34 protein-coding genes are annotated in these 26568 nt (G+C 40.5%); all 34 read right to left on the bottom strand.

Annotated elements, in window-relative coordinates; translation table 11 throughout:
* Window positions 1–59: 59 nt before the first annotated feature.
* On the bottom strand, window positions 60–1766 hold the full coding sequence (locus LK416_01505) for a bifunctional diguanylate cyclase/phosphodiesterase (protein ID UEA74882.1): 1707 nt from the start codon (window positions 1764–1766) through the stop codon (window positions 60–62).
* 194 nt (window positions 1767–1960) lie between these two features.
* Window positions 1961–3049, bottom strand: coding sequence for an MFS transporter (locus LK416_01500; GenBank protein ID UEA74881.1), 1089 nt, complete (start codon window positions 3047–3049; stop codon window positions 1961–1963).
* Window positions 3050–3306: 257 nt separating this feature from the next.
* The gene (locus LK416_01495; GenBank protein ID UEA74880.1) at window positions 3307–4209 is read right to left on the bottom strand and encodes a HAMP domain-containing histidine kinase; all 903 of its coding nucleotides are present in this window, start codon (window positions 4207–4209) and stop codon (window positions 3307–3309) included.
* 220 nt (window positions 4210–4429) lie between these two features.
* The gene (locus tag LK416_01490) at window positions 4430–5257 is read right to left on the bottom strand and encodes a metallophosphoesterase (protein ID UEA74879.1); all 828 of its coding nucleotides are present in this window, start codon (window positions 5255–5257) and stop codon (window positions 4430–4432) included.
* Window positions 5258–5419: 162 nt separating this feature from the next.
* The gene (locus LK416_01485) at window positions 5420–6199 is read right to left on the bottom strand and encodes an amino acid ABC transporter ATP-binding protein (protein UEA74878.1); all 780 of its coding nucleotides are present in this window, start codon (window positions 6197–6199) and stop codon (window positions 5420–5422) included.
* 12 nt (window positions 6200–6211) lie between these two features.
* Window positions 6212–6898 (bottom strand): amino acid ABC transporter permease, encoded by a 687-nt coding sequence (locus LK416_01480; protein UEA74877.1) that lies wholly within the window; start codon window positions 6896–6898, stop codon window positions 6212–6214.
* A gap of 52 nt (window positions 6899–6950) precedes the next feature.
* Window positions 6951–7742 (bottom strand): transporter substrate-binding domain-containing protein, encoded by a 792-nt coding sequence (locus tag LK416_01475; protein ID UEA74876.1) that lies wholly within the window; start codon window positions 7740–7742, stop codon window positions 6951–6953.
* Window positions 7743–7878: 136 nt separating this feature from the next.
* A complete protein-coding gene (gene purM / locus LK416_01470) occupies window positions 7879–9129 on the bottom strand; it encodes a phosphoribosylformylglycinamidine cyclo-ligase (protein ID UEA74875.1) in 1251 nt (416 codons plus the stop codon).
* 191 nt (window positions 9130–9320) lie between these two features.
* Window positions 9321–9719 carry a 30S ribosomal protein S9 gene (gene rpsI, locus LK416_01465; protein UEA74874.1) on the bottom strand — a complete coding sequence of 133 codons (399 nt, stop codon included), beginning with the start codon at window positions 9717–9719 and terminating at the stop codon, window positions 9321–9323.
* Between the two features lie 17 nt (window positions 9720–9736).
* Window positions 9737–10171: a 50S ribosomal protein L13 gene (gene rplM / locus LK416_01460; GenBank protein ID UEA74873.1), complete on the bottom strand. Its 435-nt coding sequence runs from the start codon at window positions 10169–10171 to the stop codon at window positions 9737–9739.
* A 212-nt stretch (window positions 10172–10383) separates the two neighbouring features.
* Window positions 10384–11529, bottom strand: a complete 1146-nt coding sequence (locus LK416_01455; GenBank protein ID UEA74872.1) for a glycoside hydrolase family 3 protein — start codon at window positions 11527–11529, stop codon at window positions 10384–10386.
* A complete protein-coding gene (truA, locus tag LK416_01450; protein UEA74871.1) occupies window positions 11522–12259 on the bottom strand; it encodes a tRNA pseudouridine(38-40) synthase TruA in 738 nt (245 codons plus the stop codon). Before truA ends, LK416_01455 begins: the two co-directional genes overlap by 8 nt.
* 15 nt (window positions 12260–12274) lie before the next feature.
* Entirely contained in the window at window positions 12275–13075 is an 801-nt protein-coding gene (locus LK416_01445) for an energy-coupling factor transporter transmembrane protein EcfT (protein UEA74870.1), read from the bottom strand.
* A 108-nt stretch (window positions 13076–13183) separates the two neighbouring features.
* Window positions 13184–15112 (bottom strand): ATP-binding cassette domain-containing protein, encoded by a 1929-nt coding sequence (locus tag LK416_01440; GenBank protein UEA74869.1) that lies wholly within the window; start codon window positions 15110–15112, stop codon window positions 13184–13186.
* A gap of 138 nt (window positions 15113–15250) precedes the next feature.
* Entirely contained in the window at window positions 15251–15781 is a 531-nt protein-coding gene (locus LK416_01435; protein ID UEA75850.1) for a 50S ribosomal protein L17, read from the bottom strand.
* Window positions 15782–15859: 78 nt separating this feature from the next.
* Entirely contained in the window at window positions 15860–16816 is a 957-nt protein-coding gene (locus tag LK416_01430; protein UEA74868.1) for a DNA-directed RNA polymerase subunit alpha, read from the bottom strand.
* Between the two features lie 129 nt (window positions 16817–16945).
* The gene (rpsD, locus tag LK416_01425; GenBank protein ID UEA74867.1) at window positions 16946–17539 is read right to left on the bottom strand and encodes a 30S ribosomal protein S4; all 594 of its coding nucleotides are present in this window, start codon (window positions 17537–17539) and stop codon (window positions 16946–16948) included.
* A gap of 19 nt (window positions 17540–17558) precedes the next feature.
* Complete coding sequence (gene rpsK, locus LK416_01420) at window positions 17559–17954, bottom strand: 30S ribosomal protein S11 (GenBank protein ID UEA74866.1); 396 nt, start codon at window positions 17952–17954, stop codon at window positions 17559–17561.
* 112 nt (window positions 17955–18066) lie between these two features.
* Window positions 18067–18435 carry a 30S ribosomal protein S13 gene (gene rpsM / locus LK416_01415; protein UEA74865.1) on the bottom strand — a complete coding sequence of 123 codons (369 nt, stop codon included), beginning with the start codon at window positions 18433–18435 and terminating at the stop codon, window positions 18067–18069.
* 245 nt (window positions 18436–18680) lie between these two features.
* Window positions 18681–18794: a 50S ribosomal protein L36 gene (rpmJ, locus tag LK416_01410; GenBank protein UEA74864.1), complete on the bottom strand. Its 114-nt coding sequence runs from the start codon at window positions 18792–18794 to the stop codon at window positions 18681–18683.
* 179 nt (window positions 18795–18973) lie between these two features.
* Window positions 18974–19192, bottom strand: coding sequence for a translation initiation factor IF-1 (gene infA / locus LK416_01405; GenBank protein UEA74863.1), 219 nt, complete (start codon window positions 19190–19192; stop codon window positions 18974–18976).
* A 48-nt stretch (window positions 19193–19240) separates the two neighbouring features.
* Window positions 19241–20008 carry a type I methionyl aminopeptidase gene (gene map / locus LK416_01400; GenBank protein ID UEA74862.1) on the bottom strand — a complete coding sequence of 256 codons (768 nt, stop codon included), beginning with the start codon at window positions 20006–20008 and terminating at the stop codon, window positions 19241–19243.
* A 1-nt stretch (window position 20009) separates the two neighbouring features.
* On the bottom strand, window positions 20010–20654 hold the full coding sequence (locus LK416_01395) for an adenylate kinase (GenBank protein UEA74861.1): 645 nt from the start codon (window positions 20652–20654) through the stop codon (window positions 20010–20012).
* A gap of 171 nt (window positions 20655–20825) precedes the next feature.
* Window positions 20826–22139: a preprotein translocase subunit SecY gene (gene secY, locus LK416_01390; GenBank protein ID UEA74860.1), complete on the bottom strand. Its 1314-nt coding sequence runs from the start codon at window positions 22137–22139 to the stop codon at window positions 20826–20828.
* Window positions 22140–22141: 2 nt separating this feature from the next.
* Window positions 22142–22582 carry a 50S ribosomal protein L15 gene (rplO, locus tag LK416_01385; GenBank protein ID UEA74859.1) on the bottom strand — a complete coding sequence of 147 codons (441 nt, stop codon included), beginning with the start codon at window positions 22580–22582 and terminating at the stop codon, window positions 22142–22144.
* A 24-nt stretch (window positions 22583–22606) separates the two neighbouring features.
* Window positions 22607–22789, bottom strand: a complete 183-nt coding sequence (gene rpmD / locus LK416_01380; protein ID UEA74858.1) for a 50S ribosomal protein L30 — start codon at window positions 22787–22789, stop codon at window positions 22607–22609.
* Between the two features lie 14 nt (window positions 22790–22803).
* Window positions 22804–23313: a 30S ribosomal protein S5 gene (gene rpsE / locus LK416_01375; protein UEA74857.1), complete on the bottom strand. Its 510-nt coding sequence runs from the start codon at window positions 23311–23313 to the stop codon at window positions 22804–22806.
* Between the two features lie 19 nt (window positions 23314–23332).
* On the bottom strand, window positions 23333–23701 hold the full coding sequence (gene rplR / locus LK416_01370; GenBank protein ID UEA74856.1) for a 50S ribosomal protein L18: 369 nt from the start codon (window positions 23699–23701) through the stop codon (window positions 23333–23335).
* Between the two features lie 17 nt (window positions 23702–23718).
* Window positions 23719–24258 carry a 50S ribosomal protein L6 gene (gene rplF / locus LK416_01365; GenBank protein ID UEA74855.1) on the bottom strand — a complete coding sequence of 180 codons (540 nt, stop codon included), beginning with the start codon at window positions 24256–24258 and terminating at the stop codon, window positions 23719–23721.
* A 410-nt stretch (window positions 24259–24668) separates the two neighbouring features.
* The gene (gene rpsH / locus LK416_01360; GenBank protein ID UEA74854.1) at window positions 24669–25070 is read right to left on the bottom strand and encodes a 30S ribosomal protein S8; all 402 of its coding nucleotides are present in this window, start codon (window positions 25068–25070) and stop codon (window positions 24669–24671) included.
* Window positions 25071–25094: 24 nt separating this feature from the next.
* Entirely contained in the window at window positions 25095–25280 is a 186-nt protein-coding gene (locus tag LK416_01355; protein ID UEA74853.1) for a type Z 30S ribosomal protein S14, read from the bottom strand.
* Between the two features lie 20 nt (window positions 25281–25300).
* Window positions 25301–25840 (bottom strand): 50S ribosomal protein L5, encoded by a 540-nt coding sequence (gene rplE / locus LK416_01350; GenBank protein ID UEA74852.1) that lies wholly within the window; start codon window positions 25838–25840, stop codon window positions 25301–25303.
* Between the two features lie 20 nt (window positions 25841–25860).
* Window positions 25861–26178, bottom strand: a complete 318-nt coding sequence (gene rplX / locus LK416_01345; GenBank protein UEA74851.1) for a 50S ribosomal protein L24 — start codon at window positions 26176–26178, stop codon at window positions 25861–25863.
* A 13-nt stretch (window positions 26179–26191) separates the two neighbouring features.
* Window positions 26192–26560 (bottom strand): 50S ribosomal protein L14, encoded by a 369-nt coding sequence (gene rplN, locus LK416_01340; GenBank protein ID UEA74850.1) that lies wholly within the window; start codon window positions 26558–26560, stop codon window positions 26192–26194.
* Window positions 26561–26568 lie beyond the last annotated feature (8 nt).

The raw sequence follows: 26568 nt of genomic DNA, 5'->3' as shown, positions 1-26568 counted from the left end.
TTTCCGGCCTTATACAAATGTCCCAGTCCGTTTGTATCATATATAATGCTCATTATCTTCTATATCTTTCGATCATATCCTCCCACTGACAGCCTGCTTTCAAATGCACTCTGTTCTAATGGTTTATCATACAGATAGCCCTGTGCATGGTTACAGCCAAGTTCCAGAAGAAATCTTGCCTGCTCCTCCGTCTCAACTCCCTCGGTTATGACATTCAGATTCAACTGTCTTGCCATCTGAATGATACTCTTAATAATGATCTGATCCTGTGTTGAAAATGCCTCATGATTGATAAATGACCGATCGATCTTAATCTCGTTTACCGGGAAATCCCGAAGAACACTCAAGGTCGAACAGCCTGTACCAAAGTCATCAATTGATGTCGCAATACCTGCTTCTGACATATTCTTGATAAAGTCATACAGATCCTTCTGTTCACTCGCTTCTGTCGTCTCTGTTACTTCTATGATGATATACTTTGGATCAATATCATACTCTTTTATGATCCTTATAATTCGTTCCGCCAACATCCGTGGATCATGCCCAACCCCGGAAATATCATTTCTCGATATATTCACAGATATCGGAACAAGCTTATACCCTTTCTCAATCCATTCATTTATAGCCTCACAGACCCGCTTCAGAATATACAGATCCAGATGAATGATAAATCCATTCCTCTCCATGGTCGGAATAAACCGAAATGGTTGTATCACTTCTCCGTTATGAATCCATCTTGCAAGTGCCTCTGTACCTACGATCTGACCTGTCCGGATATCAACCTTCGGCTGATAATACACCTGAAATTCCCGTTTCTCCAACGCCTCAGGAAGCATCTGTTCCATCCGCTGAACATCTACTGTTTCTTCCAGCATCTTGTCCGTTAAAAACGCATACGGAAGCTTGTGCTGTCTGGCATAACTGACGGCAATCGACAAACCATTCATAATATTTCCGGGATCTCTGTCCTTTGCCGTTATCTCATAGGCACCTGCCGCTGCCGCTATATATACCGGAACGACCCGTCCCATATACTTTGCTGTTACCTCAACCTTTTCCAGAAGATGAAGGAACTCTGCCGTTCTGCTTTTCTTGACCAGCGCCATGAAATTATCTCCGCCCAGATGCGCCAGTGTCTCGTCCTCTGCCAGCCATTTTCTGACAGCGACTGCATAACGCTTGATCATCAGATCACCTTCTGCACCACCATACTTATAGCTGAGCAGTCCAAAGCTTTTCAGGTTAAAATAAAAGCCGTTGTACTGACAGATCGTCTGATCCTGCAAATGCTGCTGTATGATCCTGACAAAGCCTGCACTGTTAGGGAGCATCGTGATCAGATTACAATACGAATATTCTCTTGTCTTACGGATCAGTCTGGATCTCGTCACATGAAGATATAAAACCTCAAGGAGAAGAGCTATATCTTCTTTTTCTTCCTCGCTCCATTCTACATTTTCATATGGGAATGCCGTAAGCTCACAATATCCGTTTTCTACCGCTTGAAATGTCTTCTGATATTTGCCTTTCTCGGAATACAAGCCATCCCCGGCATAGAATACATCATGACGATCTTCATCCTGTACAGATTTGATATTTGCCTCAATGTGCAAATGTCCCGCTACCCTGCCGATCTTAAGCCGCTCAGCCAGAGGTTCGATCGCCTTTTTGAATCCATCAAATGTATTCTCAAACTGTAGTAATTCCTGTACATACAGTTCTATATCTTTTTTCTTAATTCTCTCTCTGATATCATCCACTGTCACGGGTGATCCTCCCTCTCATCTTTACTACTCTATACACCACAAAACTATTATTTTACATACAAACAATCATGTGTTTATTATAACATGCTTTTCACTTTTATGGGAAAAAAGATAGTTTTTTGATAGATTTTGAACAGGTTGGAAATCACATGACAGGCGTTATTTCTTATATGACAAATATACAGGTGTTACAATTACCACCATGAAAATAGAATACCTGTAAGCGGTGACAACACGATCATGATCATGGAAAATGTAAAAGATTCCATAGAGATCAATGTTGCCCTCTGTTCCGAAGGGAACATATTCTGAAGTATCGTATTTGTTCTTACCTGTAATGCATCATCACTAAATGCCGCAATAAATCCACCTAATGTCATAATCACATAATTACCAGAATGTTCCACTGCTATACCAAGAAGAACAAGGAATCCGGTTAATACAAATACTGTTCTGTACCGTAAACGATCACACAACAGAATCACCCTTGCTCCAAGGATTCCTCCAAGTTCCATAATAAAGAGTGCCATTCCAAGCAAGGCATTTGGGATTCCACTCTCCGGCAGCTTAGCCTGTAAGAAAAATAACAGTAAAATATCCCCTGCTCCTACCAGCGAATTTACCAACATCAAAACTATTGCTCTCCTTGCATCCTTTAGAAACTGAATACTTTCCCACCAGCAGTCAACCAATGCACGGACAATTGTATTTGCCTTATGATCCCTGTGTTCTCTATGTTCCCATATTCTATTTAAAACAAATATCTGAACCAGACACATTAAAATATCCGTTCCATATGCGGCTCTATAACCAATGTATAACGCAAATCCTGCACACAAAGTTGATATTCCATTACACAAACGGTATATACTCAACTGATCTGATTCATATTTTGCATAATAGGATTCTTCTCCATAGATTTTTAAAGAATCATATGCTAAAGCATCTCCCGATCCTGATGAAAAATTGTAACTCATCGCATGAAGTGCAATAGACAGACATATCGTAAACAAATTCCCTGATGCGATCATAACAACATTTGCAATCATTCGTAAAATACTGCTCACAATCAACATATTTTTTCTTCCAAATACATCCGCAAATATTCCTGACGGTATCTCAAAAATAATGCTGGTTACATGAAAGACCGTTTCCACAAAACCTATTTCGACCAAACTATATCCTCTGGCAGCCAATATTGCCACCCAAGCCCCTGTTAAAGATAAATTTCCAAGGACGGATGATGTGTATAAATATCCTATTTGTTTTCTAATTGTGTTCATAAAAAAATCTCCTTATCTATTTTTCTTAAATGGATAAGGAGATAGTGTACTTTTTTATTACGTTTTATATCATTGTTCTGATATATGACTTGTTCTAAAAAAAGGCGCACTATCCCCGTAAGGAACACATGTATAACCTTTTTTCAGTTGTAGATTTGTCATTTTCCAGAACATAATCTTAATCCTTTCAATATCAACTCATAGAATTGTACGATTAGGATAGCATATCCTGCCTTCATTTGCAAGGGTATAAAAACTCACTTTATTCGCAGCATTACCGAAAACTGCTTATCTTTTACCTCTGCTGAAACCACATGCCCCAGCTTATCGGCCAGGCATTTTACAACATATAAACCAAGTCCTGCGCCTTCCTCCCGGCGGGAATTGCCACGGTAGAAGGCGTCAAATACATGGTCGATATCGATCTCATTGTCAGCCTCTATGTCATTCGTGAATGTAATGGATACTCCGTCCGCATCCTGTTGTAAGCAGACGCTGATTCTGGTATCCGCATATTTTCTGGCATTAGAAAAGAAATTTGTAAATATCCGGTTCAGCACTTTCTCGTTGCTCTGAACCCAGACTACACTTTCCGGTATGTCAAATGCTGCCTGAATCCCGGACTCCTGAATCCATTCATACTGCTCCAGCACAAGTGCTGTCAAAGTTCTTGCCACATCTATATTCCTGATGTCAATGGCTTCATCCTTTGCCTCTGCATAAGATACCTCAAAAAATGCATCCGACAACACACGGAGATACTCTGTCTTTGCGATCGCGATATCCAGATATTCCATATCCCGGTCGTCTATGCGTCCACCTTTTTTCATCAACTGCAGATATCCTTTTACTGCTGTAAGGGGTGTTCTGAAATCATGAGAAATGCCTGCGATCACATTTTTCAGTCTGGTTCTGTCCTGCTCCAGCGCACGGTTTCTCTCCTTGATCTGATCCGAATAATCATTTAACGCTTTTGCAAGAGCTACGATGTCACGATCAAAATATTCCACATGGATCTCCTGATCCACTCCTCCATGCAAGCGTTTCTGAAGCTTGGCTGCAAATATCCGCATCTGTCTTTTATATTGTATCAAACGTATAAAAAGGACTGCTGCCAGTAAAAGCAACAGTCCTGAAATTATGATATACCATTTATCCATGTATACAAATTCTCCTCAGGCTATCAAAGATCCAACACCCTAATTGAACCATCTTTTCTTATAGCTATTATATGATAACACATATGATTTCTATGTATTCCCGGTCGTCATATTTCTTTATCTTTGTCCGGTTTCCGCCATATATTCACAGATGAGATGATTGATCTCTCTGTCATCTTCAATCACAAGTAGCTTTGGCATATTGTTTCTCCATAAATCGTTAGTTTTTACATCTAAGCTCTACGCACACAACCTCCGGATAATTGAACAGGCGAACCGGAATTATGCTGTTGCCAAGTCCCCTGCTGACTATCATTTCTGTATCTGCGCGGTTATATTTTCCTGATGTGTATTCCGGTAAAAATCCCTGATCGGGTGCAACGATTCCCCCGACAAATGGAAGTCTGATCTGTCCTCCATGTGCATGTCCGGTCAAGACAAGATCAGCTTCGGCATTTGCATAGTTCTGAAGGTACTGTGGCTCATGTGCAAGTACGATGGATAATTCATTTTTCTGCTCCTGAAGCAGATTCTTTAATGTCTCATCACTTAAGTGCTGATCATCTAACCCTACTAACAGGAAAGAGGAATCCCCTTTCTCAATACGGACGGCTTCATCATCCAGATCATATGCTCCGGCAGCAAGAATCCCCTGCATCATCTGTTCATTTTCCGATGGATCAAGCCAATATTCATGGTTACCGGTCACATAATATACCGGTGCGACCTTCACTGCTTCTTCTACAAATGCTGCCGCATGTTCCACATTTGTATGATTGGAGTCCACCAGATCCCCGGTAATAACGATGATATCCGGCGAACAGCTTCGTATGGTTTCTAACAGCTTCTTATTCTCTTTTCCAAATGCAGCATTGTGCAGATCCGATATCTGTACGATCCGGTATCCATCGAGATCCGCACCAAGCTTTTCTGATTCATATGTATATGTAGTGATTACCAGATGCTTATTCTGATACAGACAAAACGGAATCAAAATAATGATTATAAGCATCAGAATCAGGATCTTTTTGTGTGGTATTTTTTTCATTTTCATCTATTCACGGTCACAAATAACCGCTCCCATCTTTTATCTATCGTCTTTACCCTGCGATACTTCCTGCCTGTAATATTTTGATACAAAAAATAACGCACGACAAATCTTATTCCTCTTATAGGATATAAAATCATTTGTCGTGCGTCAAATAAATAATTATGAATATGATGACAAGAACTGCTTCGTACGTTCCTGTTCCGGATTGTCAAATACCTCTTCCGGTCTGCCCTGCTCAAGTATATATCCATCATCCATGAATATAACCTGACTTGCCACGTCTCTTGCAAATGCCATCTCATGAGTGACAATTATCATCGTTGTCTTTTTCTCTGCAAGATTTCTGAGAACCTTCAGCACTTCGCCGGTAAGCTCAGGATCAAGAGCTGATGTCGGCTCATCAAAACACAAGATATCCGGTTGCATAGCAAGTGCTCTTGCGATCGCAACTCGCTGACACTGACCGCCTGATAACTGATGTGGATAATTGTTCATCCGGTCTCCCAGTCCCATCTGGCGCAGAAGATCTTCGCCCTGTACTCTTATCTCATCCAGTATGTTCTTTTTATTTGCCTTATAGTCCGGTCTTTCCTTTGCCAGAAGCTCTCTTGCCAGCATAACATTCTGAAGTGCTGTATACTGTGGGAACAGATTAAATGACTGAAACACCAGTCCAAAGTGCAACCGCTTCTTCCGAACCTCTGACTCCTTAAGTGTCTCCGGCTTATCCGTATCGAGAAGGATCTCATTATTTACACGGATAATTCCGTTATCCGGCATTTCAAGGAAATTCAGGCAGCGAAGCAATGTAGTTTTACCGCTTCCTGATGATCCTATGATCGACAGAACCTCTCCCTGCTCTAATGAGAAGCTGATATCCTTAAGTACATCGGTCTTACCAAACTTCTTTTTTATATGTTCAACCTCTAATATCGCCATACAGCTCCTCCTCTATCTGAAGAAATCCAGTTTCTTCTCTAATTTTCCAAGTAAAACAGTAAGTACACCATTCCAGATCAGATAATAGAATGCGCAGAAGAACAATGGCCATATCGCACCTGAGATTCCCTGTGAACCTTTCATGAACGCCTGTCCTGCCCAGATAATCTCCTGCAACGCAATGATACGTGCAAGTGATGTATCCTTAACCAGCGTAATGATCTCGTTGGACATTGCAGGTACGATCTTCTTTATCATCTGAAGAAGCTTAACCTTGAAGAATATCTGTCTTGGAGTCATACCAAGCACCAGACCTGCTTCCTCCTGTCCAACAGGAATTCCCTGAATTCCTCCACGATATATCTCTGAAAAATAGCAGGCATAATTCACGATAAACGATACCGATGCTGCCACAAATCTTCCGCCTTCGCCACCACCCCAAATCGGGTTATGGAATACAAGTCCCGGAAAATAATAGATAATAAGCATCTGGATCATCAGAGGTGTGCCTCGAACGATCCACACGATAAATTTCATAAGATAGCTGAGTGGCTTAAACTTTGACATAGAGCCAAATGCTATCAAAAGTCCCAGTGGAAATGCACCAAGCAAGGTCACAAAGAACAATTTTAAAGTTTGAATAAATCCTGTATTAAGCGCCCCAAGTACAATTGGGAGCTGTTCAAAAAACAAATCCATAATAATTTTCTCTCTAAGTAATAATCAAAATAACCGTCTTATAGTCTGTTAATTACTCTGTAAGTGCTGCCTGTACCTTGTACTTCTCTGCACATTTCTCCATAGATCCATCAGCCTTGCTGTCTTTGAAAAACTTGTTAAGCTCTGCTGCAAGATCAGAATCTTTTCTGAAACCTACACCATATTCCTCGCTGTTAAGGCCTACTGTATATGTAAGATTTGCATAGCCTGTGCCTTCTCCTACCATAGCTGCTGCCATAAGGGAATCGATAATTGCTGCATCAGATGTTCCTGCTGCAACTTCCATAAGTGCATCTGACTGTGCCTTAACTGCTGTATAATTAAGTCCAAGTTCCTTTGCCTGGTCTTCTCCGGCACTTCCTGCTTCTACAGCAAATGTAAGTTCCTTAATGCTGTCTACTGTCTGGTACTGATCTGCCTTGTCCTGTGGCACGATTACTACCTGTGCATTGTTGCAGTATGCATCAGAACATGCCATTGAGCTTGTAACCTCGTCTGTAAGTGTCATACCGTTCCATACACAGTCGATTGTCTTACCATCAAGCTCCATAATCTTGTTGTCCCAGTCTATCTCTACGAATTCTGCTTTCACGCCGATGCTCTCAGCAAATGCGGATGCCATGTCTGCATCAAATCCAATCCAGTTACCTGAGTCGTCTTTGTAATCCATTGGTGCGAAATCTGTAACACCAACAACAAAAGTTCCCTTTTCCTTTACGTATTCCAGATCACTCTTTGAGTCATTTGATGAATCTTTCTTTCCACAGCCAACCATAGAAAGTCCCATTACTGCTACTAAAACCAGTGCTACTAACTTTTTCATGATTATTTCCTCCTGAATATAATTAAAAAGATATATGCCTGCCCCTTCCTGGCGCAACACGATAACATAGTAACAGTTTATCACAATAAAGTCAAACGTAATCTTATGGTTTTTATGAATTTGTATTTTCCAAGAACTACAGCCAGTTAAGCCTGTTTTCAAATTTTACTTTGCGGTCTCCTGATTCTATAACTCCTATCTCATAGCAATCATAAAACCGACTGACATGATGCATTACTGCTGCCTTATCTTTTTGATTCGTCACAATATTAAAGCCTACACCACAATTAAACGTCCGCAGCATTTCTTCGTCACTGATATTCCCATTATTTCTGATATACTTAAATATGTCTAATATCTTTATTTTCGGCAGATCGATCTTTGCACTCAGTCCCTCCGGAATTATCCTGCACAGATTTCCTTCTATACCACCGCCAGTGATATGCGCCATGCCATGTATAACATCTTTATCAAATAAATCTTTGATTGATCTGTAGTATGGTGTATGTGGTTTCATAATCTGCTCTATAAAGGTTAAACCATCTATCTTATCCAGTTTTATCTGCGGCATTTTGTCCATCAATAACCGTACTAACGAATATCCATTTGTATGTAAGCCATTTGATGCAATTGCCAGAACTGCATCACCCTCTTTGATCTGGGAACCATCGATTACCTTTGATCGTTCAACAATTCCAGCAATACTTGAAGTAAGTACATATACGCCCGGGTCAACAACCAATGGCTGAATAGAAGTTTCCCCACCTACCAGAGAACATTCATTTTCTTTACATGCATCTGAAACACCCTTAACCAATGTCTTTATTGTATCCGCTTCCGCATTTCCACAAACAATCGTGTCAAGTACTGCCAACGGTTTTGCACCCATAACCACAATATCATTTACTAAGTGATTGACCATATCATGGCAAATAGATTCTGAATATCCATACTCTATCGCGAGTTTTTGTTTTGATCCGGGTTCTTCAGATTTTAATACCAGAACCGGATTTTCAATCTCCTGAAATTTTATATCATATAAAGAAGCAAATGGTCCCAGACCATTTAAAACGCGGTCATCCTTTGTATCCAAATGTTTTGCCATCTCTCTTTTAATGGTATCAGTATAGGTTATATCAATTCCCGCCTTACTGTAAGATAACCCTTCCGCATCTCTTTCACTCCCTGCCAGGATTTCATCAACAGACACATCCAACACAATTGCCAAATCTCTTAATATCTCAATATTGGGATAAGTTGTTCCATTTTCCCATTTTGAAATTGCCTGAAAAGAAACCTTTAGCTTATCCGCCAACTGCTGTTGCGTCATACCAAGACTCTTTCGTTTTCCCATTATAAAATTTCCAACTTTAATACTGTCAAGCATATAAATACCTCCGTTTTTATTTTATAATAGTTTACTTTGCAAGTACAAAACAATAACCGCAAAAGTGAGTTTCATGCAGGGATTCAACCATGCGTTGAAAATGCTTACAATTTTATAGAATCTGAGAAATAAAAAAATCCCATAGATACTGGATTTTTCCAATATCCATGGGACAAAAATCGTGTTTTGAATTATCGCTTGCTGAACTGTGGAGCACGACGAGCTGCCTTTAAGCCGTACTTCTTTCTTTCCTTCATACGAGGATCTCTTGTAAGGTATCCGGCCTTCTTGAGGATTGGTCTGTATTCTTCTGAATCAGCCTCAAGTAATGCTCTTGAAATACCATGTCTGATAGCACCGGCCTGACCTGTGAAGCCGCCGCCCTTTACGTTAACCATAACGTCGAACTTACCATCTGTACCTGTAGCAACTAATGGCTGCTTAACGATAACTTTCAGTGTATCAAGTCCGAAGTACTCGTCCATATCTTTCTTGTTGATTGTGATCTTACCAGTACCTGGAGCGATATAAACTCTGGCGATACTGCTTTTTCTTCTTCCTGTTCCATAGAACTTAGTTGTTTTAGCCATTGATGATATCCTCCTTCTTAGTACTTAATCTCTAAAACTTCTGGCTTCTGAGCCTGCTGCTTATGATCAGGTCCAGCGTATACATAAAGCTTTGTAATCATGTCTCTTCCAAGTGGTCCCTTTGGAAGCATTCCCTTAACTGCTAAACGGATAACATCCTCTGGCTTCTTAGCCATCTTCTCTTTTAATGTAGTCTCTTTCATTCCGCCTACATAATCTGAGTGGTTGTAGTAGATCTTCTGATCCATCTTCTTACCAGTAACCTTGATCTTGTCTGCGTTTACTACTATTACATAATCACCTGTATCGATATGTGGTGTAAATGTTGGCTTATTCTTTCCTCTTAAAATGCTTGCTATCTCTGATGATAAGCGTCCTAAAGTATGTCCTGTAGCGTCAACTACATACCACTTTCTTTCTATTGTTGATGGGCTTGCCATAAAGCTCTTCATCGTGGTACCTCCTAAATTATTTTCTAAAATATTAATATGGTATATCCTCAAATACGTTGTTTACCGGGGCATTGGTTCACACCGTATCTTTAAACTTCACACATTTGGACATTATACAATACTCATCCGTGTGTGTCAATAAACTTTCTTTATTTTTTCAGGCGTTTTTCTTTATTTTTCAGCATTCATCTACCATTTCGCATTCAAATATGCTATCTGCGTCTGACCGCAAATCTTCCGTTCAGACCCCGGCGGTATTTCATCATGAGAATTCTTTTGACAGATGCATTGATCCGTTTTTTCGATATCCGCTTTGTCTTGTAAGCCCGAAGCAATGCCTGATATGTTTCTCTGTAATGCTCCGTGCAGAGAAGATCGTCTCCTGCCTGAACTGCTCTGACAGCACTCTCACCCTCACTTCCGGTAAAGCTCCGTACTCCTGCCATCGACAACGAATCCGTAACGATCACACCTTTAAATCCCATTGTATTTCTAATGTATTTGTTTACCTTCGGTGATATAGATGCCGGATTTTTAGAATCAAAACAATGTACAATATTATGGCTTACCATGATCATATCGCATCCCGACCGGATTCCCGCCTGAAATGGCTTCAGATCACGTTTTTTAAAACTGTTATAACTTCGGTAATCATGAATCAGGTTTGTATGCGTATCTCCATTATTTCCATAGCCCGGAAAATGTTTTAATGAGCTGATCATATCCTCCTGTTTCATGTTATTCACCACAAGATTAATATATCTGGAAGTATCCGCTGCATTTGTAGAAAAACTTCTATTGTAAATAAAGTTACTTGAATCATATGCAACATCGGCAACCGGTGCAAGATTTGTATTGATTCCAAGCTTTTTCAGAAATTTTGCTTTATTCTTCGTGTCTTTTACAATGCCATTCCATCCACCTGCGGAAAATACCGCTCTCGGTGATGCATATGACGTGGATCGGAACTGGCGATATCTGGATGCCCTTACAACAGTTCCGCCTTCTTCATCCACTGCAATCAACATCGGAATCTTTGACGCCTTTTGAATTCCATAAATTCTGTTTCGTAATGTATCAGGAGTACTGTTTGCAAAATCTTCCCCAAACAAAACATATCCGCCAAACTGATATTGCTTCTGGATATTAACTGCATTTTTAGCAGGAACCTTCACAAGGATCATCTGGGCTATCTTCTCCTCCCAGCTCATTTTCTTCATCCTGTCAGCTACACGTTGTTCTATATATTTGTCATTATCTTCATAATATCTGGCATGTACATCTGTGCCTGTGTCCGTACATATAATAGTCAGACATAAAAGCACACTCATACATATACAAACGATTCTTTTATTCATATCGGATCTCCACCAGTGTCAAGCCTTTCGCAACTGCGGTCGGTCCTGCCTTGCTCCGGTCTCTCGCTTCCAGGATCTCCTTCACCCGTTCAGGCTCCATCAGTCCGGTTCCGACCTGCATCAGAGTTCCTGCAATGATCCTTACCATATTATATAAGAAACCATTTCCCGTGATCCTGATATGAACCATGTCATCCTCTTTCGTCACATTTACCGCATAGATCGTCCGAACCGTCGTCTGCACCTGTGCACCTGCCGAACAGAAGCTCTTAAAATCATGCTCACCAACCAGATACGCCGCCGCCTGATTCATCCGCTCTATATCCATCGGATAATAGCAAAATGCCGCATATAACCGTTTTGACGGCATTTCAAACCGCCGGTTCAATATATTATATTCATAGGTTTTTACTGTATCTGCATATCTCGGATGAAAGTCTGCATCCACCTCGCAGGATTCCTGAATCCGGATATCGTCCGGAAGCCGCTGATTTAACGCAAAGGAAAACTTATCCCCCGGTATCCGGGATTCAGTGTCAAATACTGCCACATTTCCACAGGCATGTACGCCTGCATCCGTCCTGCTGGCTCCGATCACCTTGATATCTTCCTGCACCAGTTCGCTGATCGTCCGGTTCAGCACTTCCTCTATCGTTATTCCATTGTCCTGTACCTGCCAGCCATGATAATTTGTACCATCATAGGCTACCACCAATTTTACTCGTTTCATTTTCCCGGTTCCCTGTTATAAATATATCTTCATCAAGATTAATCCTACCACATAAACCACCAGCAGACCATATGCAAATGCATCTTTTTTACTATATCTCAACGGTTTCATGCTAGTACGGCATTCACTTCCGTGATAACATCTGGCGTCCATCGCATATGCCAGATCGGTTGCACGTCGGATCGCAGATGCAAATAACGGAATAAATATCTGGGTATAGCTTCGTATCCGTTTGAAAACATTTCCATTTTCAAAATCTGCTCCACGCGAAAGCTGCGCTTTCATAATTTTGTCCAATTCTTCCATCAGAATCGGAATAAAACGAAGCGTAATTGAAAGCATCAAGGCCATATCTGATACCGGAACACGGAAGATCTTCAGGAATCCAAACAGCTTCTCCAAACCTGCTGTAAGTGCCAGCGGAAGTGTTGTATATGTCATGATCGATGAGCCAATAATCAGATATACGAAACGAAATACTACAATTCCGGTCGTCTTTAAGCTGCCGGTCGTGATATGAAATCTCCAGATGCTGACCAGAACCCTTCCATCACCATTAAACAGACTGAAAAATGCTGTAAATAATATAAACGCCCAGACAACCTTAAGTCCCCGGCAGATAAAAGATAACGGGACACGGCTTAATGCTACATACACAATAAGAAATGCTGTTGCAGCAAGAAAAGTCCACAAATCCCTGCACCAGAAGATCGTAACCGCATATACGATCGTGAGCACCAGTTTTGTTCTGGCATCCAGCTCGTGAATCGGTGATCTGGTATTATAATATTGTCCGATCGTAATGTCTCTTACCATGCTTCTTTCCTCTATATTATCTGATAACTATCCACTTTCTCATGCTGTGTTCATGTTTTTGAAATGTCACCATCAATCTCTATAGCTTCATTAATTTTATATCTCTTCTTATATATTCTTTAGCCCACTAAGTTCCTCAATCACGCCCGCCATGCTTCTTGCTGTGAGTCTTATCTCCGGCAGTAATGCCTCCCTGAACACCGCCATTTCCGGCATCTCTAAGCCAAGTTTTTCTACAATCTCCGGCGTTCCAAATGCCTGCTCTACTGCTCCATCATAGACCAGCTTTCCCTGTCCCATAACCAGTATACGATCTGCAATCTCATACACATCCTTCATGTCGTGTGATACAAAGATTACAGTTATATTCCGTTCTTCATGTAATCTGCGGATCAGTGCAAATAATTCCCGTTTGGATTTCGGATCCATGCCGGCAACCGGCTCATCGAGAATAAGAATCTCCGGCTTATATGCAAGGATTCCTGCAAGTGCTACACGCTTCTTCTGTCCGCCTGAAAGGTCAAACGGAGAATATTCAAAATATTCCTCTGATATATTCACAAGTGCCAATGCTTCCCTTGCCGCCTGTTCTGCTTCTGCTTTCGACATCCCGAAGTTCAATGCGCCATACATTACATCCGCTAACACCGTACTTTCAAATAACTGATACTCCGGATACTGAAACACAAATCCAATCTTCTTCCGCAATTCTTTCAGATTCTTCGTCTTTCCTACATCAATTCCATCAACCTTAAGTGTTCCCCCCATCGGACGGTAAATACCGTTTAGCATATATAACAGCGTACTTTTCCCGGAACCGGTCTGTCCTGCCACCGCAAGGATCTCTCCTTTTCTGATCTGAAATGACACCTGATTTACCGCAGGAACCAGTACCGCACCATCCTTATAAGAATACTCCAGATTATCAGCCTCGACCAAGATATCTTTTTTTATCCCGGCATCCAATAACATACCATTGTGTTCTTCTCTATCCATGTTATTTCTATTATCAAGGATATCCTCATGTATTCCATCCTCATTTTTACTTGATGGTATATCTTTCTGCGCCGAATTAAAATGTTCTGCTGCTTCTTGTCTGTTTACAAAAGATTTTTCATCACGCAAACATGCCTTTATCCTGTCCGCAGCATCCTTTACCGACAAGAGCCCCTCTTTTCTATCAACCAACGCACTTTTTGCGTCTTCATCCAAATTTTTGACAAATGTCTTATCATCGGAATAATCTACTTTCAACTCATGCAACAGCTTATATGGCAATAAACTGTCAAGACCAAGCTGCTCTAACTTCTCTACCTGTGGATAAATCTCATATGGTGCGCCAATCAACTCTACATTTCCATCATCCATTACATAGATCTGATCTGCCCGAACCGTTTCCTCCATCCGATGTGTGATCATAATGATCGCAATGCCAAACTCCCGGTTCAAATGATATAAGGTATCAAGTATCTGTCTACTTCCCACAGGATCGAGCATGGCAGTTGCTTCATCCATAACGATACATTCCGGTGACATGGCCATCACAGATGCGATTGCCAGTCTTTGCTTCTGTCCACCGCTTAGATGTGATACATTTCGTTCCAGATATGCCTCCATCCCTGTCAATCGAAGTACTTCGTTGATTCGCTCCCATATCTCCTCTGCTTCAAAGCCCAGATTTTCCAAACCAAATCCTACATCTTCCGCAACCGTATTTCCTACCATTTGGTTGTCCGGATTCTGAAAGATCATCCCGACTGCACGACGGATGGCCAGCAGATCATCTTCCCGGCTCGTATCTAATACATCAGCATCTCCCTGTATCCATACCGTTCCCTGATTTGGTGCATATAAGCCATTCAGGTGTCTGGCAAATGTTGACTTTCCCGAACCGTTACGTCCAAGAACGGCAATGATCTGTCCCTTATGGGCAACAAAATCCATATCCTTCACAGCCCATTTTTCACCTGTAACATTTCCATCCTTGTCCTTGATATTAAATTTATGTCCAAGCTTTTTCACCTGAATAAAACTCATGTACACGCTCCTATGTTTCTAAACAAATACGATAATTCCATCGAATCAACATCTTTGCAAATATAAAGTCTGCATCTTAGTATAATAAAAAAGCTGCCAAATACACATACATGTACCTGACAGCCCTTATGTTTATAATTATACTAACTCAAGAATAACTTCCATTGCAGCATCGCCCTTACGCTGACCGATCTTGATGATTCTTGTGTAACCACCCTTACGTCCTGCGTACTTTGTACCGTACTCATCGAATAACTTGCTTGTTAAATCAACTTTCTTTGTACCGGCTTTCTTTCCGGCAGCATCTGTAGGAACTTCAACAACCGGATATAATACCTTAAGCATTTCTCTTCTTGCATGAAGTCTTGAAGGCTGATCCTTCTTGATGGTCTTTTCTACTTCATCATATACAGTAACTTTCTTACCATCAACAACTTCCTTCACTCTCTTACCATCTTTATCTTTCTTAGCAACCTTAGCGGTAACGGTAACTTCATCATAGTTATCCTTTTCCTTAACTGCTAATGTGATAAGCTTCTCTGCAATCTTAACAACTTCCTTAGCTCTAGCTTCTGTTGTTCTGATCTTACCATGGTATAATAACTGTGTTACCTGGTTACGAAGTAATGCATTTCTCTGTGCGCTTGCTTTTCCAAGTTTTCTATACATTGCCATTTTTATTTATCCTCCTTACCCTTGCGGGTCTTCACTGTGCTTACTATTATTCGGCTTGAGTGGTAAAAAGTATTATTCCTCACTGTCATTCAGTGATAAGCCTAATTCTTTCAGCTTAGCTAATACTTCATCTAATGACTTACGACCGAGGTTACGAACTTTCATCATATCCTCCGGGGTCTTATTGATCAATTCTTCAACTGTATTGATACCGGCTCTCTTTAAGCAGTTGTATGAACGAACTGATAATTCAAGCTCATCAATATTCATTTCCAGAACCTTTTCCTTCTCATCTGTTACGCTCTCAACCATTACATCAACGGATTTTGCGTTCTCAGACAGATCAACGAACAGGTTCAAATGTTCTACAAGGACTCTTGCAGCGAGGCTGACAGCCTCATCCGGTGCGATAGCACCATTTGTAAATACATCAAGTGTCAGCTTATCATAATCTGTAACCTGACCAACACGAGTATTCTGAACTGTAAGATTAACTCTCTCAACCGGTGTATATATAGAATCAATAGCGATGACATCAATCGGTGCATCTGCTTCTTTATTCTTATCAGAACCAACGTAGCCTCTGCCGTTGCCGATGGTGAGTTCCATCTCAAGTCTTGCATCCGGGCCACTAAGATTTGCAATTACAAGATCAGGATTGATGATCTCGATATCGCCGTCTACATGAATATCAGATGCTCTGACAACACAGTCACCAGCTACATCGATATAAGCCTGCTTCGGCTCATTTGTTAATGAATTGTTCTTTATTACTAAAGACTTGATATTCATAACGATCTCAGTTACATCTTCCTTTACTCCGGGAATAGAACTGAACTCATGTAAAACACCTTTAATCTTAACGTGTGTTACTGCTGTACCAGGTAATGAAGAAAGCATAATTCTTCTTAATGAATTACCAAGGGTTGTACCATAGCCTCTCTCTAAAGGCTCTACTACAAACTTACCATACTTGTTATCATCTGAAATCTCAACTATCTCAATTTTTGGTTTCTCAAACTCAAACATTTAAGCCCCTCCTTTATGGGTAATTAACTGGTATACTCCAACTTTGCAAATATCATAAATATATTCTGCATCCAGACATCCACACGGGTAAATCCCGGATGGATGTACGGATGATCATATTTATTCTTATTACTTGGAATATAACTCGACAATAAGGGTCTCGTTTACAGGAACATCGATCTGCTCTCTGTTTGGCTTCTCAACTACTTCTCCACAAAGGTTTTCTCTGTCAGCGGTTAACCAACCTGGAACTAAATGTCCTTCTGTTGCAGCAATGATATCCTTATATCTCTGTAAGGATTTGCTCTTCTCTCTGATCTCGATCTTGTCTCCGGCCTTTACCTGGTATGAAGGAATGTTAACACTCTTTCCATTAACAAGTACATGCTTGTGATCTACAATCTGTCTTGCTTCTCTTCTTGTTCTTGCAAAACCTAATCTGAAGATAACATTATCAAGTCTTAACTCAAGTAATGTCATAAGGTTAGGACCTGTTAAGCCCTTCTGCTGCTCTGCCTTAGCGTAAAGGTTACGGAAAGGCTTCTCTAATACACCGTAAATGAACTTAGCCTTCTGCTTTTCACGAAGCTGTAAACCATACTCACTTACTTTTCTGTTTGCTCTTGTTGATTTTCTATTTGATTTCTTGTCAATTCCGAGATACATTGGCTCCATGCCTAAAGATCTGCATCTCTTAAGAACTGGGGTTCTATCTACTGCCATCTTACTCTGTACCTCCTAATTAGACTCTTCTTCTCTTTGGTGGACGACAACCATTATGTGGAACTGGTGTAACGTCTTTGATACTTACAACATCGATACCGCAAGCTGCGAGAGCACGGATAGCTGCTTCTCTACCTGAGCCTGGGCCTTTTACCATAACATCAACAGTCTTTAATCCGTAAGGAGCAGCAGCCTTTGCAGCTGTCTCAGCAGCCATCTGAGCAGCATATGGTGTTGACTTCTTAGAACCCTTGAATCCTAAACCGCCAGCACTTGCCCATGAAAGTGCATTACCTTCAGCGTCTGTTAATGTAACGATTGTATTATTGAAAGATGACTGAATATGAGCCTGTCCGTGCTGAACACTCTTTCTGACACGCTTCTTAGCCACTTTTTTAGTAACTTGCTTAGCCATTAACTCTTAAACCTCCTATGGTTTTCCAAATTTATACAAATGTACTTTATCTTCTGCCCGGTGCAGAAGATCTCTTATCTTCTACTATATATAAGAACAAATGAAAACAGTATTATTTCTTCTTGTTTGCTACTGTCTTCTTAGGTCCCTTACGTGTTCTTGCGTTTGTCTTTGTCTTCTGTCCACGAACAGGAAGTCCCTGTCTATGACGCTTACCACGGTAGCATGCAATTTCCTGTAAACGCTTGATGTTAAGCGCTACTTCTCTACGTAAATCTCCTTCAACAGTCTGTGTTGCATTGATTACTTCGCTGATTCTTCTTACTTCATCATCAGTCAAATCATTACAACGTGTGTCAGGATTAACATTTGCTTCCTTAAGGATACGCTGTGAAGATGCCAAACCTATACCATATACATAAGTAAGACCAATCTCAACACGCTTGTCTCTTGGTAAATCAACACCTGAAATACGAGCCATTCTAATTAACCTCCGTAAAAATTCTTCTGTCCGGCATATCGGATCTCGACATATCTCAACATGAAAATGCTGAGGTGAAATGCATATGTTTCCATCTCGCTGCCTATTTTTTTATTTTTACTAGCATATAATGATTATGCTACAGCCGCTTTTAAAATTTACAACACATCCGTGTGTGTTGATACATAAAAAACAAGATATCATATGGATGGGCTATCATCCGGATACCCAGTTTCTTTTTTTGATTAACCCTGACGCTGTTTGTGCTTTGGATTCTCGCAGATAACTCTAACGATTCCCTTTCTCTTGATAACTTTGCACTTATCGCACATAGGTTTTACTGATGCTCTAACCTTCATTAGAAAATCTCCTTTCAAAAAAAGTCCGCTACAAATAGGCATTCTATCATTTTTCACAATAGAATGCAAGTCCCATTTTCTGTTTTTTTCATATTAATGGGTTTATTATGATAAATCACATCCCATAAAGGGAATATCTTTGCAGGATGTTCATTACATACCTCTTTATATAGAAGAATTTATTTATCTCTCCAAACAATTCTTCCCTTTGTCAGGTCGTATGGTGATAATTCAATTGTTACCTTATCACCCGGAAGGATCTTGATATAATTCATTCTGAGCTTACCACTAATGTGTGCTAAAACCTTATGACCATTCTCGATCTCTACTTGAAACATTGCATTTGGTAACTTCTCGATTACTGTTCCTTCTACTTCAATTACGTCTGCCTTTGACATTTTTAATCCTCCTTAAAATCCTTGAGATTTTGAATCCATTTTTTATTTCTATAATTCCAATCCTTCTGCCTGCGACAAGATGATCGGTCTGTCCTCTGTAATAAGGATCGTATTCTCATAGTGTGCTGCATTGGACCCGTCCACGGTTACAACCGTCCAGTCATCATCCAGCCAGTCTACTTCATAATCACCTGCTGTTATCATCGGTTCGATTGCAATCGTCATTCCCGGTTTCAGCTTCGGTCCTTTTTTGATTGTTTCAAAATTCGGTATTTCCGGATCCTCGTGAAGATTTGCTCCAACACCATGTCCAACCAGGTCTTCTACGATTCCATATCCAAATTTTAAAACATACCGCTCTACAGCCCTTCCGATATCTCGAATATGATTTCCCGGAACAGCAACCTTCATTGCTTCGAAAAAGCTCTGCTTAGTTACTGCAATCAGATGCTCATTTTCCGGTGAAATCTTTCCTACTCCGTAAGTTCTTGCTGCATCGGAGTGATATCCTTTATAGATAACTCCTGCATCAAGACTTACTATGTCGCCCTCTTTCAGAAATCTTGTCTTTGATGGTATACCATGAACAACTTCTTCATTCACTGATACACAGATAGATGCCGGATAACCATTATAATTCAGAAAAGAAGGAATACAGCCATAACTTCTGATCACTTCTTCACCAAGTTTATCAATTGCATAGGTTGTGATTCCCGGTTTGATCGCCTTCTTCAGCTCCTCATGTGTGAGAGCAAGAATTCTGCCGGCTTCTTTCATCAATTCAATTTCTCTCTCAGATTTTATAGATATTGCCATTTTATTCACCTAAAATCTTAACGATTGCTGCAAATACATCATTCATATCCATTGTTCCGTCAACTTCTTTTAAGATACCCTTCTTAGCATAGAAATCGATCAATGGCTGTGTCTGCTCATGATATACTTTCAGTCTGTTTAATACTGTTTCCGGCTGATCATCATCTCTTAAGATAAGATCGGATGAACATACATCACATTTGCCTTCTACTTTTGTAGGGTTATATACAATATGATATGTTGCACCACAGCCAACACATGCACGTCTTCCGGACATTCTGCGAACGATGTTCTCATCCGGTACTTCTACATTGATAGCATAGTCTACAGAATCACCGATTGCTGATAATGCTTTGTCAAGTGCCTCTGCCTGTGGAATTGTTCTTGGGAATCCATCAAGGATATATCCCTTTGCGCAGTCGTCTGCTTTGAATCTGTCGATTACAAGATCTACAACTAATTCATCCGGAACAAGAAGTCCCTTATCCATATATTCTTTTGCCTTTGCTCCGAGTTCTGTTCCGTTCTTGATGTTTGCTCTGAAAATATCTCCTGTTGAGATATGAGGTACTCCGTACTTCTCAGCGATCATTTTAGCCTGTGTACCTTTGCCTGCGCCTGGTGCACCTAACATAATTATCTTCATATATAACCTCCATTTTTTATTTTCCTGCGGGATACATTCATTGCAATCCCTCCTGTTATCAGCCCGTCCTCCAAATGAACAAGCCATAGATACTTATACTATAATACACGAATAGGAAGTGCACAAGTGTACACTCCCATTTTTCGTGTTTTTTATATCTTTATCTTACAATTAATCTAATAAGAATCCCTGATAATGTCTTACTAACATCTGTGATTCCAGACTCTTCATGGTTTCAATTACAACACCAACTACGATGATGATGGATGTTCCACCGAATGAAACATTTACACTGAAAAATCCGTTAAAGAACATTGGAATCATCGCAACGATCAAAAGACCAACTGCTCCGATAAATATAATATAGTTCAGTATTTTATTTAAATAGTCCTGGGTTGGCTTACCCGGTCGGATACCCGGTACAAAACCACCGCTCTTCTTCATATTATTTGCAATCTCCATCGGATTGAAGGTAATTGCTGTATAGAAATAAGCGAAGAAGAACACAAGTAAGATATATACTGCCAATCCAAGGAATCCCCAAGGATAGTTCGCATTAAACCAGTATGACTGGCTCATTCCCTGAAGGATCTTAGCACCGACACCGGATGGACTCTTTCCAAATAAACTTGTTATAATAGAAGGAATCGCCATCAGTGAAGAAGCGAAGATTACAGGAATAACGCCTGCTGTATTTACCTTAAGTGGAATGTTGGAGGACTGACCTCCCATCTGCTTTCTACCCTGAACTTTCTTTGCATACTGTACAGGAATCTTTCTTTCAGCTCCCTGAAGCATACATACAAGAATGGTTACACATACAACAATTGCAACAACCAAAAGTGCAATTAGACACATTCTGACCGGATCTTTGTCTTTGATGAACTGTGTGTAAATATTCTTGAAATCATTTGGCATGGTTGATACGATGTTGATCAACAGGATAATGGAAATACCATTTCCCACACCACGATCTGTTACACGCTCGCCAAGCCACATTACAAACGCACTACCACCGGTAAGGATAACGATCATTGTCAATACTGTCCAAAAATTGTAGCTGTCCATGAATCCTTTTCTTCCGAAATTGATCGCAAGACCTGCACTTTCCAGAATTGCGAGACCGATCGTTAAAAAACGGGTAATTGCTGTAATTTTCTTTCTTCCGTCTTCACCATCTTTCTGCATCTCTTCCAGAGCAGGAATTGCTATGGTAAGAAGCTGAATGATAATGGAAGCTGTAATATATGGTGTTACGTTCAATGCAAATATTGACATCTGATCGAACGATCCTCCGGTAAATGAGCTGAACAGATTAAAAGAATCTCCAAGTGCATTGCTCAGATACTCTTTAATTGCATCAGCACGGATTCCCGGTACAGTAATCAGGCTTCCCAGCCTGACTACTATAAGAACAAAGAATGTGTATAATAATTTCTGTCTTAATTCCTTTACTTTGAATGCATTGATAAAGGTTTTAAACATTATTAGATCACCTCTGCTTTTCCGCCAAGAGCTTCAATCTTCTCGACTGCTGACTTTGAAAAAGCATTTGCCTTAACTGTAAGCTTCTTTGTTAACTCTCCATTTCCAAGAATCTTAACTCCATCACGTGGATTCTTTACGATACCGCATTCAACAAGTGTATCTACTGTAACCTCTGCTCCATCCTCGAAACGATCAAGAACTGAAACATTGATTGCAACGATATCTTTGTGATTGATACATGTAAATCCTCTCTTAGGGATTCTTCTATATAAAGGCATCTGTCCGCCTTCAAATCCTGGTCTAGGTGATCCTGAACGTGCCTTCTGACCCTTATGGCCCTTACCTGCAGTCTTACCATTTCCTGAACCATGACCACGGCCTACTCTGAAATTAGTACTATGCTTAGAACCTTCTGCTGGCTTTAATGTTGATAAATTCACGACCTGCACCTCCTTCAAATATAATTAAATCTCTTCTACCTTTACTAAATAACTAACCTGCTTAACCATACCAAGAGTTGCAGCATTGTTAGGAAGTTCAACTGACTTGTTTACCTTCTTAAGTCCTAATGCTTCTACAGTTCTCTTATGCTTTGGTACGCATCCGATTGGTGATTTTACTAAAGTAACTTTTAACTTATCTGCCATCTTATAATACCTCCTTAGTTAAGTATCTCATCAACAGATTTTCCACGAAGTCTTGCGATTTCTTCCGGAGTCTTGATCTCTGAAAGACCTTTGATCGTTGCAAGAACTACGTTCTGTTTGTTGTTTGATCCTAAGGATTTTGTACGGATATTCTTGTATCCGGCAAGCTCAAGTACGTTACGGGCAGGACCGCCGGCGATAATACCGGTACCTTCTGGAGCTGACTTAAGCAATACTGTTGCGCTACCGAATTCTCCGTTCCAATCATATGGGATACTTCCGTTTTCATTTACAGGAACTGTAACAAGGTGCTTAGCTGCATCTTCCTTACCCTTACGGATAGCTTCTGGAATTTCTACAGCCTTACCAACGCCTACGCCTACATGACCGTTTTTGTCACCAACAACTACAAGACATGCAAATCTAGAATTACGTCCGCCCTTAACAACCTTAGTTACACGTTTGATATCTACTACTTTATCTTCTAATTCTAATTTACTAGCATCAATTATTTCACGCTTCATATGTTGTTCTTCCTCCTTCTTAGAATTCTAGACCAGCTTCTCTTGCTGCATCTGCTAATGCCTGAACCTTACCCTGGTAGATGAATCCTCCTCTGTCAAATACAACAGTCTTGATTCCCTTTTCCAGTGCTCTTTCAGCAACGACTTTACCAACGTATGCTGCTGCATCTACATTATCTGTCTGCTCAAGTGCTTCCTTGATTGACTTCTCTACTGTTGATGCTGCTACAATTGTGTTTCCAACTGAATCATCAATAATCTGAGCGTACATATGATTATTACTTCTGAAAACTGCTAAACGTGGTCTATCTGCTGTTCCAGCTAAATGATTACGAACACGCATATGCTTCTTAATACGAACTTCGCTTCTTGATTCTTTATTAACCATCTTATCTCACTCCTTTATTATTTCTTACCAGTCTTACCAACTTTACGTCTGATAGTCTCGTCAACATACTTGATACCTTTGCCCTTGTAAGGTTCCGGTGCTCTCTTTTCTCTGATCTCTGCTGCATACTGACCAACTTTTTCCTTGTCAATACCAACAACTGAAATCTTGTTACCATCAACCTTTACTTCGATACCTTCTGGGTCAACCATCTCAACTGGATGTGAATAACCAAGAGCAAGAACTAATTTATTGCCCTGCTTCTGAGCTCTATAACCTACACCGTTTACTTCCAGATCCTTAACATAACCCTCTGTAACACCAACGATCATGTTGTGGATAAGTGTTCTGGTAAGTCCGTGTAAAGACTTCATCTTCTTTAAATCATTAGGTCTTGAAACTGTAATTACATCAGCTTCTAACTTAATATCCATTTCTGCCGGGAGAACTCTCTCAAGTGTTCCCTTTGGTCCTTTAACAGTCACTTTATTATTTTCTGCGATATCTACAGTCACTCCTGCAGGTACAGCGATAGGCATTCTTCCGATACGTGACATTTCGCCTTCCTCCTTAAAATTTATAATATTTGTATTTGTGCTGCATGGAGTGTATCCATGCAGGCTTTAACCTCCGGTATTTTTCAGGAAATGATGCCGGAGGAATGTTTTATCAGCTTTCGCACTAACTTCGCACGGCGCTTTCAGCTTGTGCTCACTAAGTGCTCTAATGACATCCACTCGAACTAAACTCATCCATCGTCTTCGACTCGTATTCGTTAAGTCTCGGGATGGGCTTTCGCACTAACTTCGCACGGTGCTTTCAGCTTGTGCTCACTAAGTGCTCTAATGACATCCACTCGAACTAAACTCATCCATCGTCTTCGACTCGTATTCGTTAAGTCTCGGGATGGGCTTTCGCACTAACTTCGCACGGCGCTTTCAGCTTGTGCTCACTAAGTGCTCAATGCCTACCAAACAAATGCTAATACTTCGCCACCAACATTCTGCTTTCTTGCTTCCTTGTCAGTAAGTACACCTTTGTTTGTTGAAATAATTGCAGTTCCGAGTCCACCAAGTACTCTTGGAAGCTCATCCTTACTTGCATATACACGAAGACCCGGCTTAGAGATTCTCTTAAGGCCTGTGATGATCTTCTCGTTCTTATCTACACCATACTTCAATGTAATTTTGATTGTCTCAAACTTACCATCTTCGATAATGTCTACTGCCTGAACATATCCTTCTGATAAAAGGATGTCAGCAATAGCCTTTTTCATCTTTGAAGCAGGGATCTCTACTGTATCATGCTTTGCTGTGTTAGCATTACGAATTCTTGTAAGCATATCTGCTATTGGATCGCTCATTGACATAATATTTCTTCCTCCTTCTATCTCTTACCAGCTTGATTTCTTAACGCCAGGGATCTGTCCCTTGTATGCTAATTCACGGAAGCAGATTCTACAGATTCCGTATTTCTTTAATACTGAGTGTGGACGTCCACAAATCTTGCAACGTGTATATTCTCTTGATGAGAACTTCTGTTTACGCTGCTGTTTAACTTTCATTGCTGTCTTAGCCATAACGAATCTTCCTCCTTTAATTATTTGCTGTAAGGCATACCAAATAATGTTAACAGTTCACGACCTTCTTCGTCTGTCTCTGCTGTTGTAACAAAGATGATATCCATACCTCTGACTTTATCAATCTTATCGTACTCGATTTCCGGGAAAATAAGCTGTTCCTTGATACCTAAAGCATAGTTACCTCTGCCATCGAAACCATTAGGATTAACACCTCTAAAGTCACGTACACGAGGAAGTGCAAGGTTTACAAGACGATCTAAGAACTCATACATCTTCTCGCCACGAAGTGTTACTTTACATCCGATAGGCATTCCTTCTCTTAACTTGAAGTTAGCAACGGACTTTCTCGCACGTGTAACAACTGCCTTCTGACCAGCGATTGTTTCAAGATCCTTGATAGCTGCGTCTAAAACTTTAGCATTTTCTCTTGCTTCACCAACGCCCATGTTAATAACGATCTTATCAAGCTTTGGGATCTGCATTACATTTTTATATCCAAATTTTTCAGTCATGGCGCTTTTGATTTCAGCGTCATACTTTTCTCTAAGTCTACTCAACTAAGACGACCTCCTTCCAATTAATCTATCTTCTCTGTTTTGCCATCTACTTTAGCAACACGGACTTTATCTTTACCTGTTCCTTCAAAACCAACTCTTACCGGCTTGCCTTTGTAAAGATACATTACATTGGAGATGTCCATTGGAGCTTCCATTTCGATAATTCCGCCTGCCTGGTTAGCCATGCTTGGCTTGCTGTGCTTAAATACTTTATTTACGCCTTCAACGACTACAGTACCGTTCTTCTTGTCAACACGAAGGACCTTGCCTTCTTTGCCTTTGTCCTTGCCGGCAATAACCTGTACCATATCATCTTTCTTAATCTTTAATGTTGCCATGGTCTACACCTCCTTATAATACTTCAGGTGCAAGTGAGACAATCTTCATGAACTTCTTGTCTCTTAACTCTCTTGCAACTGGTCCAAAGATACGTGTTCCTCTTGGATTTAAATCGTCTTTTATAATAACTGCTGCGTTCTCATCAAACTTGATGTATGAACCATCCTTACGACGAGCGCCCTTCTTTGATCTTACTACTACGGCCTTAACAACATCACCTTTTTTAACAACTCCGCCTGGTGTTGCGTCTTTAACAGAGGCAACGATGATATCGCCGATATTTGCATATCTTCTTACTGAGCCGCCTAAAACTCTGATGCAAAGGAGCTCTTTGGCACCAGTATTATCAGCAACTTTAAGTCTTGTTTCCTGCTGAACCATTTTATTTG

It is taken from the genome of Lachnospiraceae bacterium GAM79, from assembly GCA_020735665.1.
Classification (GTDB): domain Bacteria; phylum Bacillota; class Clostridia; order Lachnospirales; family Lachnospiraceae; genus Coprococcus.
This window is presented reverse-complemented; position numbering and strand designations above follow the sequence as displayed.

Excerpts from the sequence above, each read along its gene's own strand:
- LK416_01500 (UEA74881.1), bottom strand. The coding sequence starts at position 3,049 with ATGAACACAATTAGAAAACAAATAGGATATTTATACACATCATCCGTC.
- LK416_01490 (UEA74879.1), bottom strand. The coding sequence starts at position 5,257 with ATGAAAAAAATACCACACAAAAAGATCCTGATTCTGATGCTTATAATC.
- infA (UEA74863.1), bottom strand. The coding sequence starts at position 19,192 with ATGTCAAAGGCAGACGTAATTGAAGTAGAAGGAACAGTAATCGAGAAG.
- LK416_01495 (UEA74880.1), bottom strand. The coding sequence starts at position 4,209 with ATGGATAAATGGTATATCATAATTTCAGGACTGTTGCTTTTACTGGCA.
- LK416_01355 (UEA74853.1), bottom strand. The coding sequence starts at position 25,280 with ATGGCTAAGACAGCAATGAAAGTTAAACAGCAGCGTAAACAGAAGTTC.
- LK416_01455 (UEA74872.1), bottom strand. The coding sequence starts at position 11,529 with ATGAATAAAAGAATCGTTTGTATATGTATGAGTGTGCTTTTATGTCTG.
- rpsH (UEA74854.1), bottom strand. The coding sequence starts at position 25,070 with ATGTCAATGAGCGATCCAATAGCAGATATGCTTACAAGAATTCGTAAT.
- rpsI (UEA74874.1), bottom strand. The coding sequence starts at position 9,719 with ATGGCTAAAACAACTAAGTTCTATGGAACAGGAAGAAGAAAAAGCAGT.
- LK416_01475 (UEA74876.1), bottom strand. The coding sequence starts at position 7,742 with ATGAAAAAGTTAGTAGCACTGGTTTTAGTAGCAGTAATGGGACTTTCT.
- rpmD (UEA74858.1), bottom strand. The coding sequence starts at position 22,789 with ATGGCAGATAAGTTAAAAGTTACTTTAGTAAAATCACCAATCGGATGC.
- rplM (UEA74873.1), bottom strand. The coding sequence starts at position 10,171 with ATGAAGAGCTTTATGGCAAGCCCATCAACAATAGAAAGAAAGTGGTAT.
- rpmJ (UEA74864.1), bottom strand. The coding sequence starts at position 18,794 with ATGAAGGTTAGAGCATCAGTAAAACCTATGTGCGATAAGTGCAAAGTT.
- LK416_01430 (UEA74868.1), bottom strand. The coding sequence starts at position 16,816 with ATGTTTGAGTTTGAGAAACCAAAAATTGAGATAGTTGAGATTTCAGAT.
- rpsE (UEA74857.1), bottom strand. The coding sequence starts at position 23,313 with ATGAAGCGTGAAATAATTGATGCTAGTAAATTAGAATTAGAAGATAAA.
- rplX (UEA74851.1), bottom strand. The coding sequence starts at position 26,178 with ATGGCAACATTAAAGATTAAGAAAGATGATATGGTACAGGTTATTGCC.
- LK416_01440 (UEA74869.1), bottom strand. The coding sequence starts at position 15,112 with ATGAGTTTTATTCAGGTGAAAAAGCTTGGACATAAATTTAATATCAAG.
- rpsD (UEA74867.1), bottom strand. The coding sequence starts at position 17,539 with ATGGCAGTAGATAGAACCCCAGTTCTTAAGAGATGCAGATCTTTAGGC.
- truA (UEA74871.1), bottom strand. The coding sequence starts at position 12,259 with ATGAAACGAGTAAAATTGGTGGTAGCCTATGATGGTACAAATTATCAT.
- rpsK (UEA74866.1), bottom strand. The coding sequence starts at position 17,954 with ATGGCTAAGCAAGTTACTAAAAAAGTGGCTAAGAAGCGTGTCAGAAAG.
- rpsM (UEA74865.1), bottom strand. The coding sequence starts at position 18,435 with ATGGCTCGTATTTCAGGTGTTGATTTACCAAGAGACAAGCGTGTTGAG.
- rplN (UEA74850.1), bottom strand. The coding sequence starts at position 26,560 with ATGGTTCAGCAGGAAACAAGACTTAAAGTTGCTGATAATACTGGTGCC.
- rplF (UEA74855.1), bottom strand. The coding sequence starts at position 24,258 with ATGTCACGTATCGGAAGAATGCCTATCGCTGTACCTGCAGGAGTGACT.
- LK416_01445 (UEA74870.1), bottom strand. The coding sequence starts at position 13,075 with ATGGTAAGAGACATTACGATCGGACAATATTATAATACCAGATCACCG.
- secY (UEA74860.1), bottom strand. The coding sequence starts at position 22,139 with ATGTTTAAAACCTTTATCAATGCATTCAAAGTAAAGGAATTAAGACAG.
- LK416_01480 (UEA74877.1), bottom strand. The coding sequence starts at position 6,898 with ATGGATTTGTTTTTTGAACAGCTCCCAATTGTACTTGGGGCGCTTAAT.
- LK416_01435 (UEA75850.1), bottom strand. The coding sequence starts at position 15,781 with ATGTATAGAAAACTTGGAAAAGCAAGCGCACAGAGAAATGCATTACTT.
- LK416_01485 (UEA74878.1), bottom strand. The coding sequence starts at position 6,199 with ATGGCGATATTAGAGGTTGAACATATAAAAAAGAAGTTTGGTAAGACC.
- LK416_01395 (UEA74861.1), bottom strand. The coding sequence starts at position 20,654 with ATGAAGATAATTATGTTAGGTGCACCAGGCGCAGGCAAAGGTACACAG.
- purM (UEA74875.1), bottom strand. The coding sequence starts at position 9,129 with ATGCTTGACAGTATTAAAGTTGGAAATTTTATAATGGGAAAACGAAAG.
- map (UEA74862.1), bottom strand. The coding sequence starts at position 20,008 with ATGGCAATATCTATAAAATCTGAGAGAGAAATTGAATTGATGAAAGAA.
- rplR (UEA74856.1), bottom strand. The coding sequence starts at position 23,701 with ATGGTTAATAAAGAATCAAGAAGCGAAGTTCGTATTAAGAAGCATATG.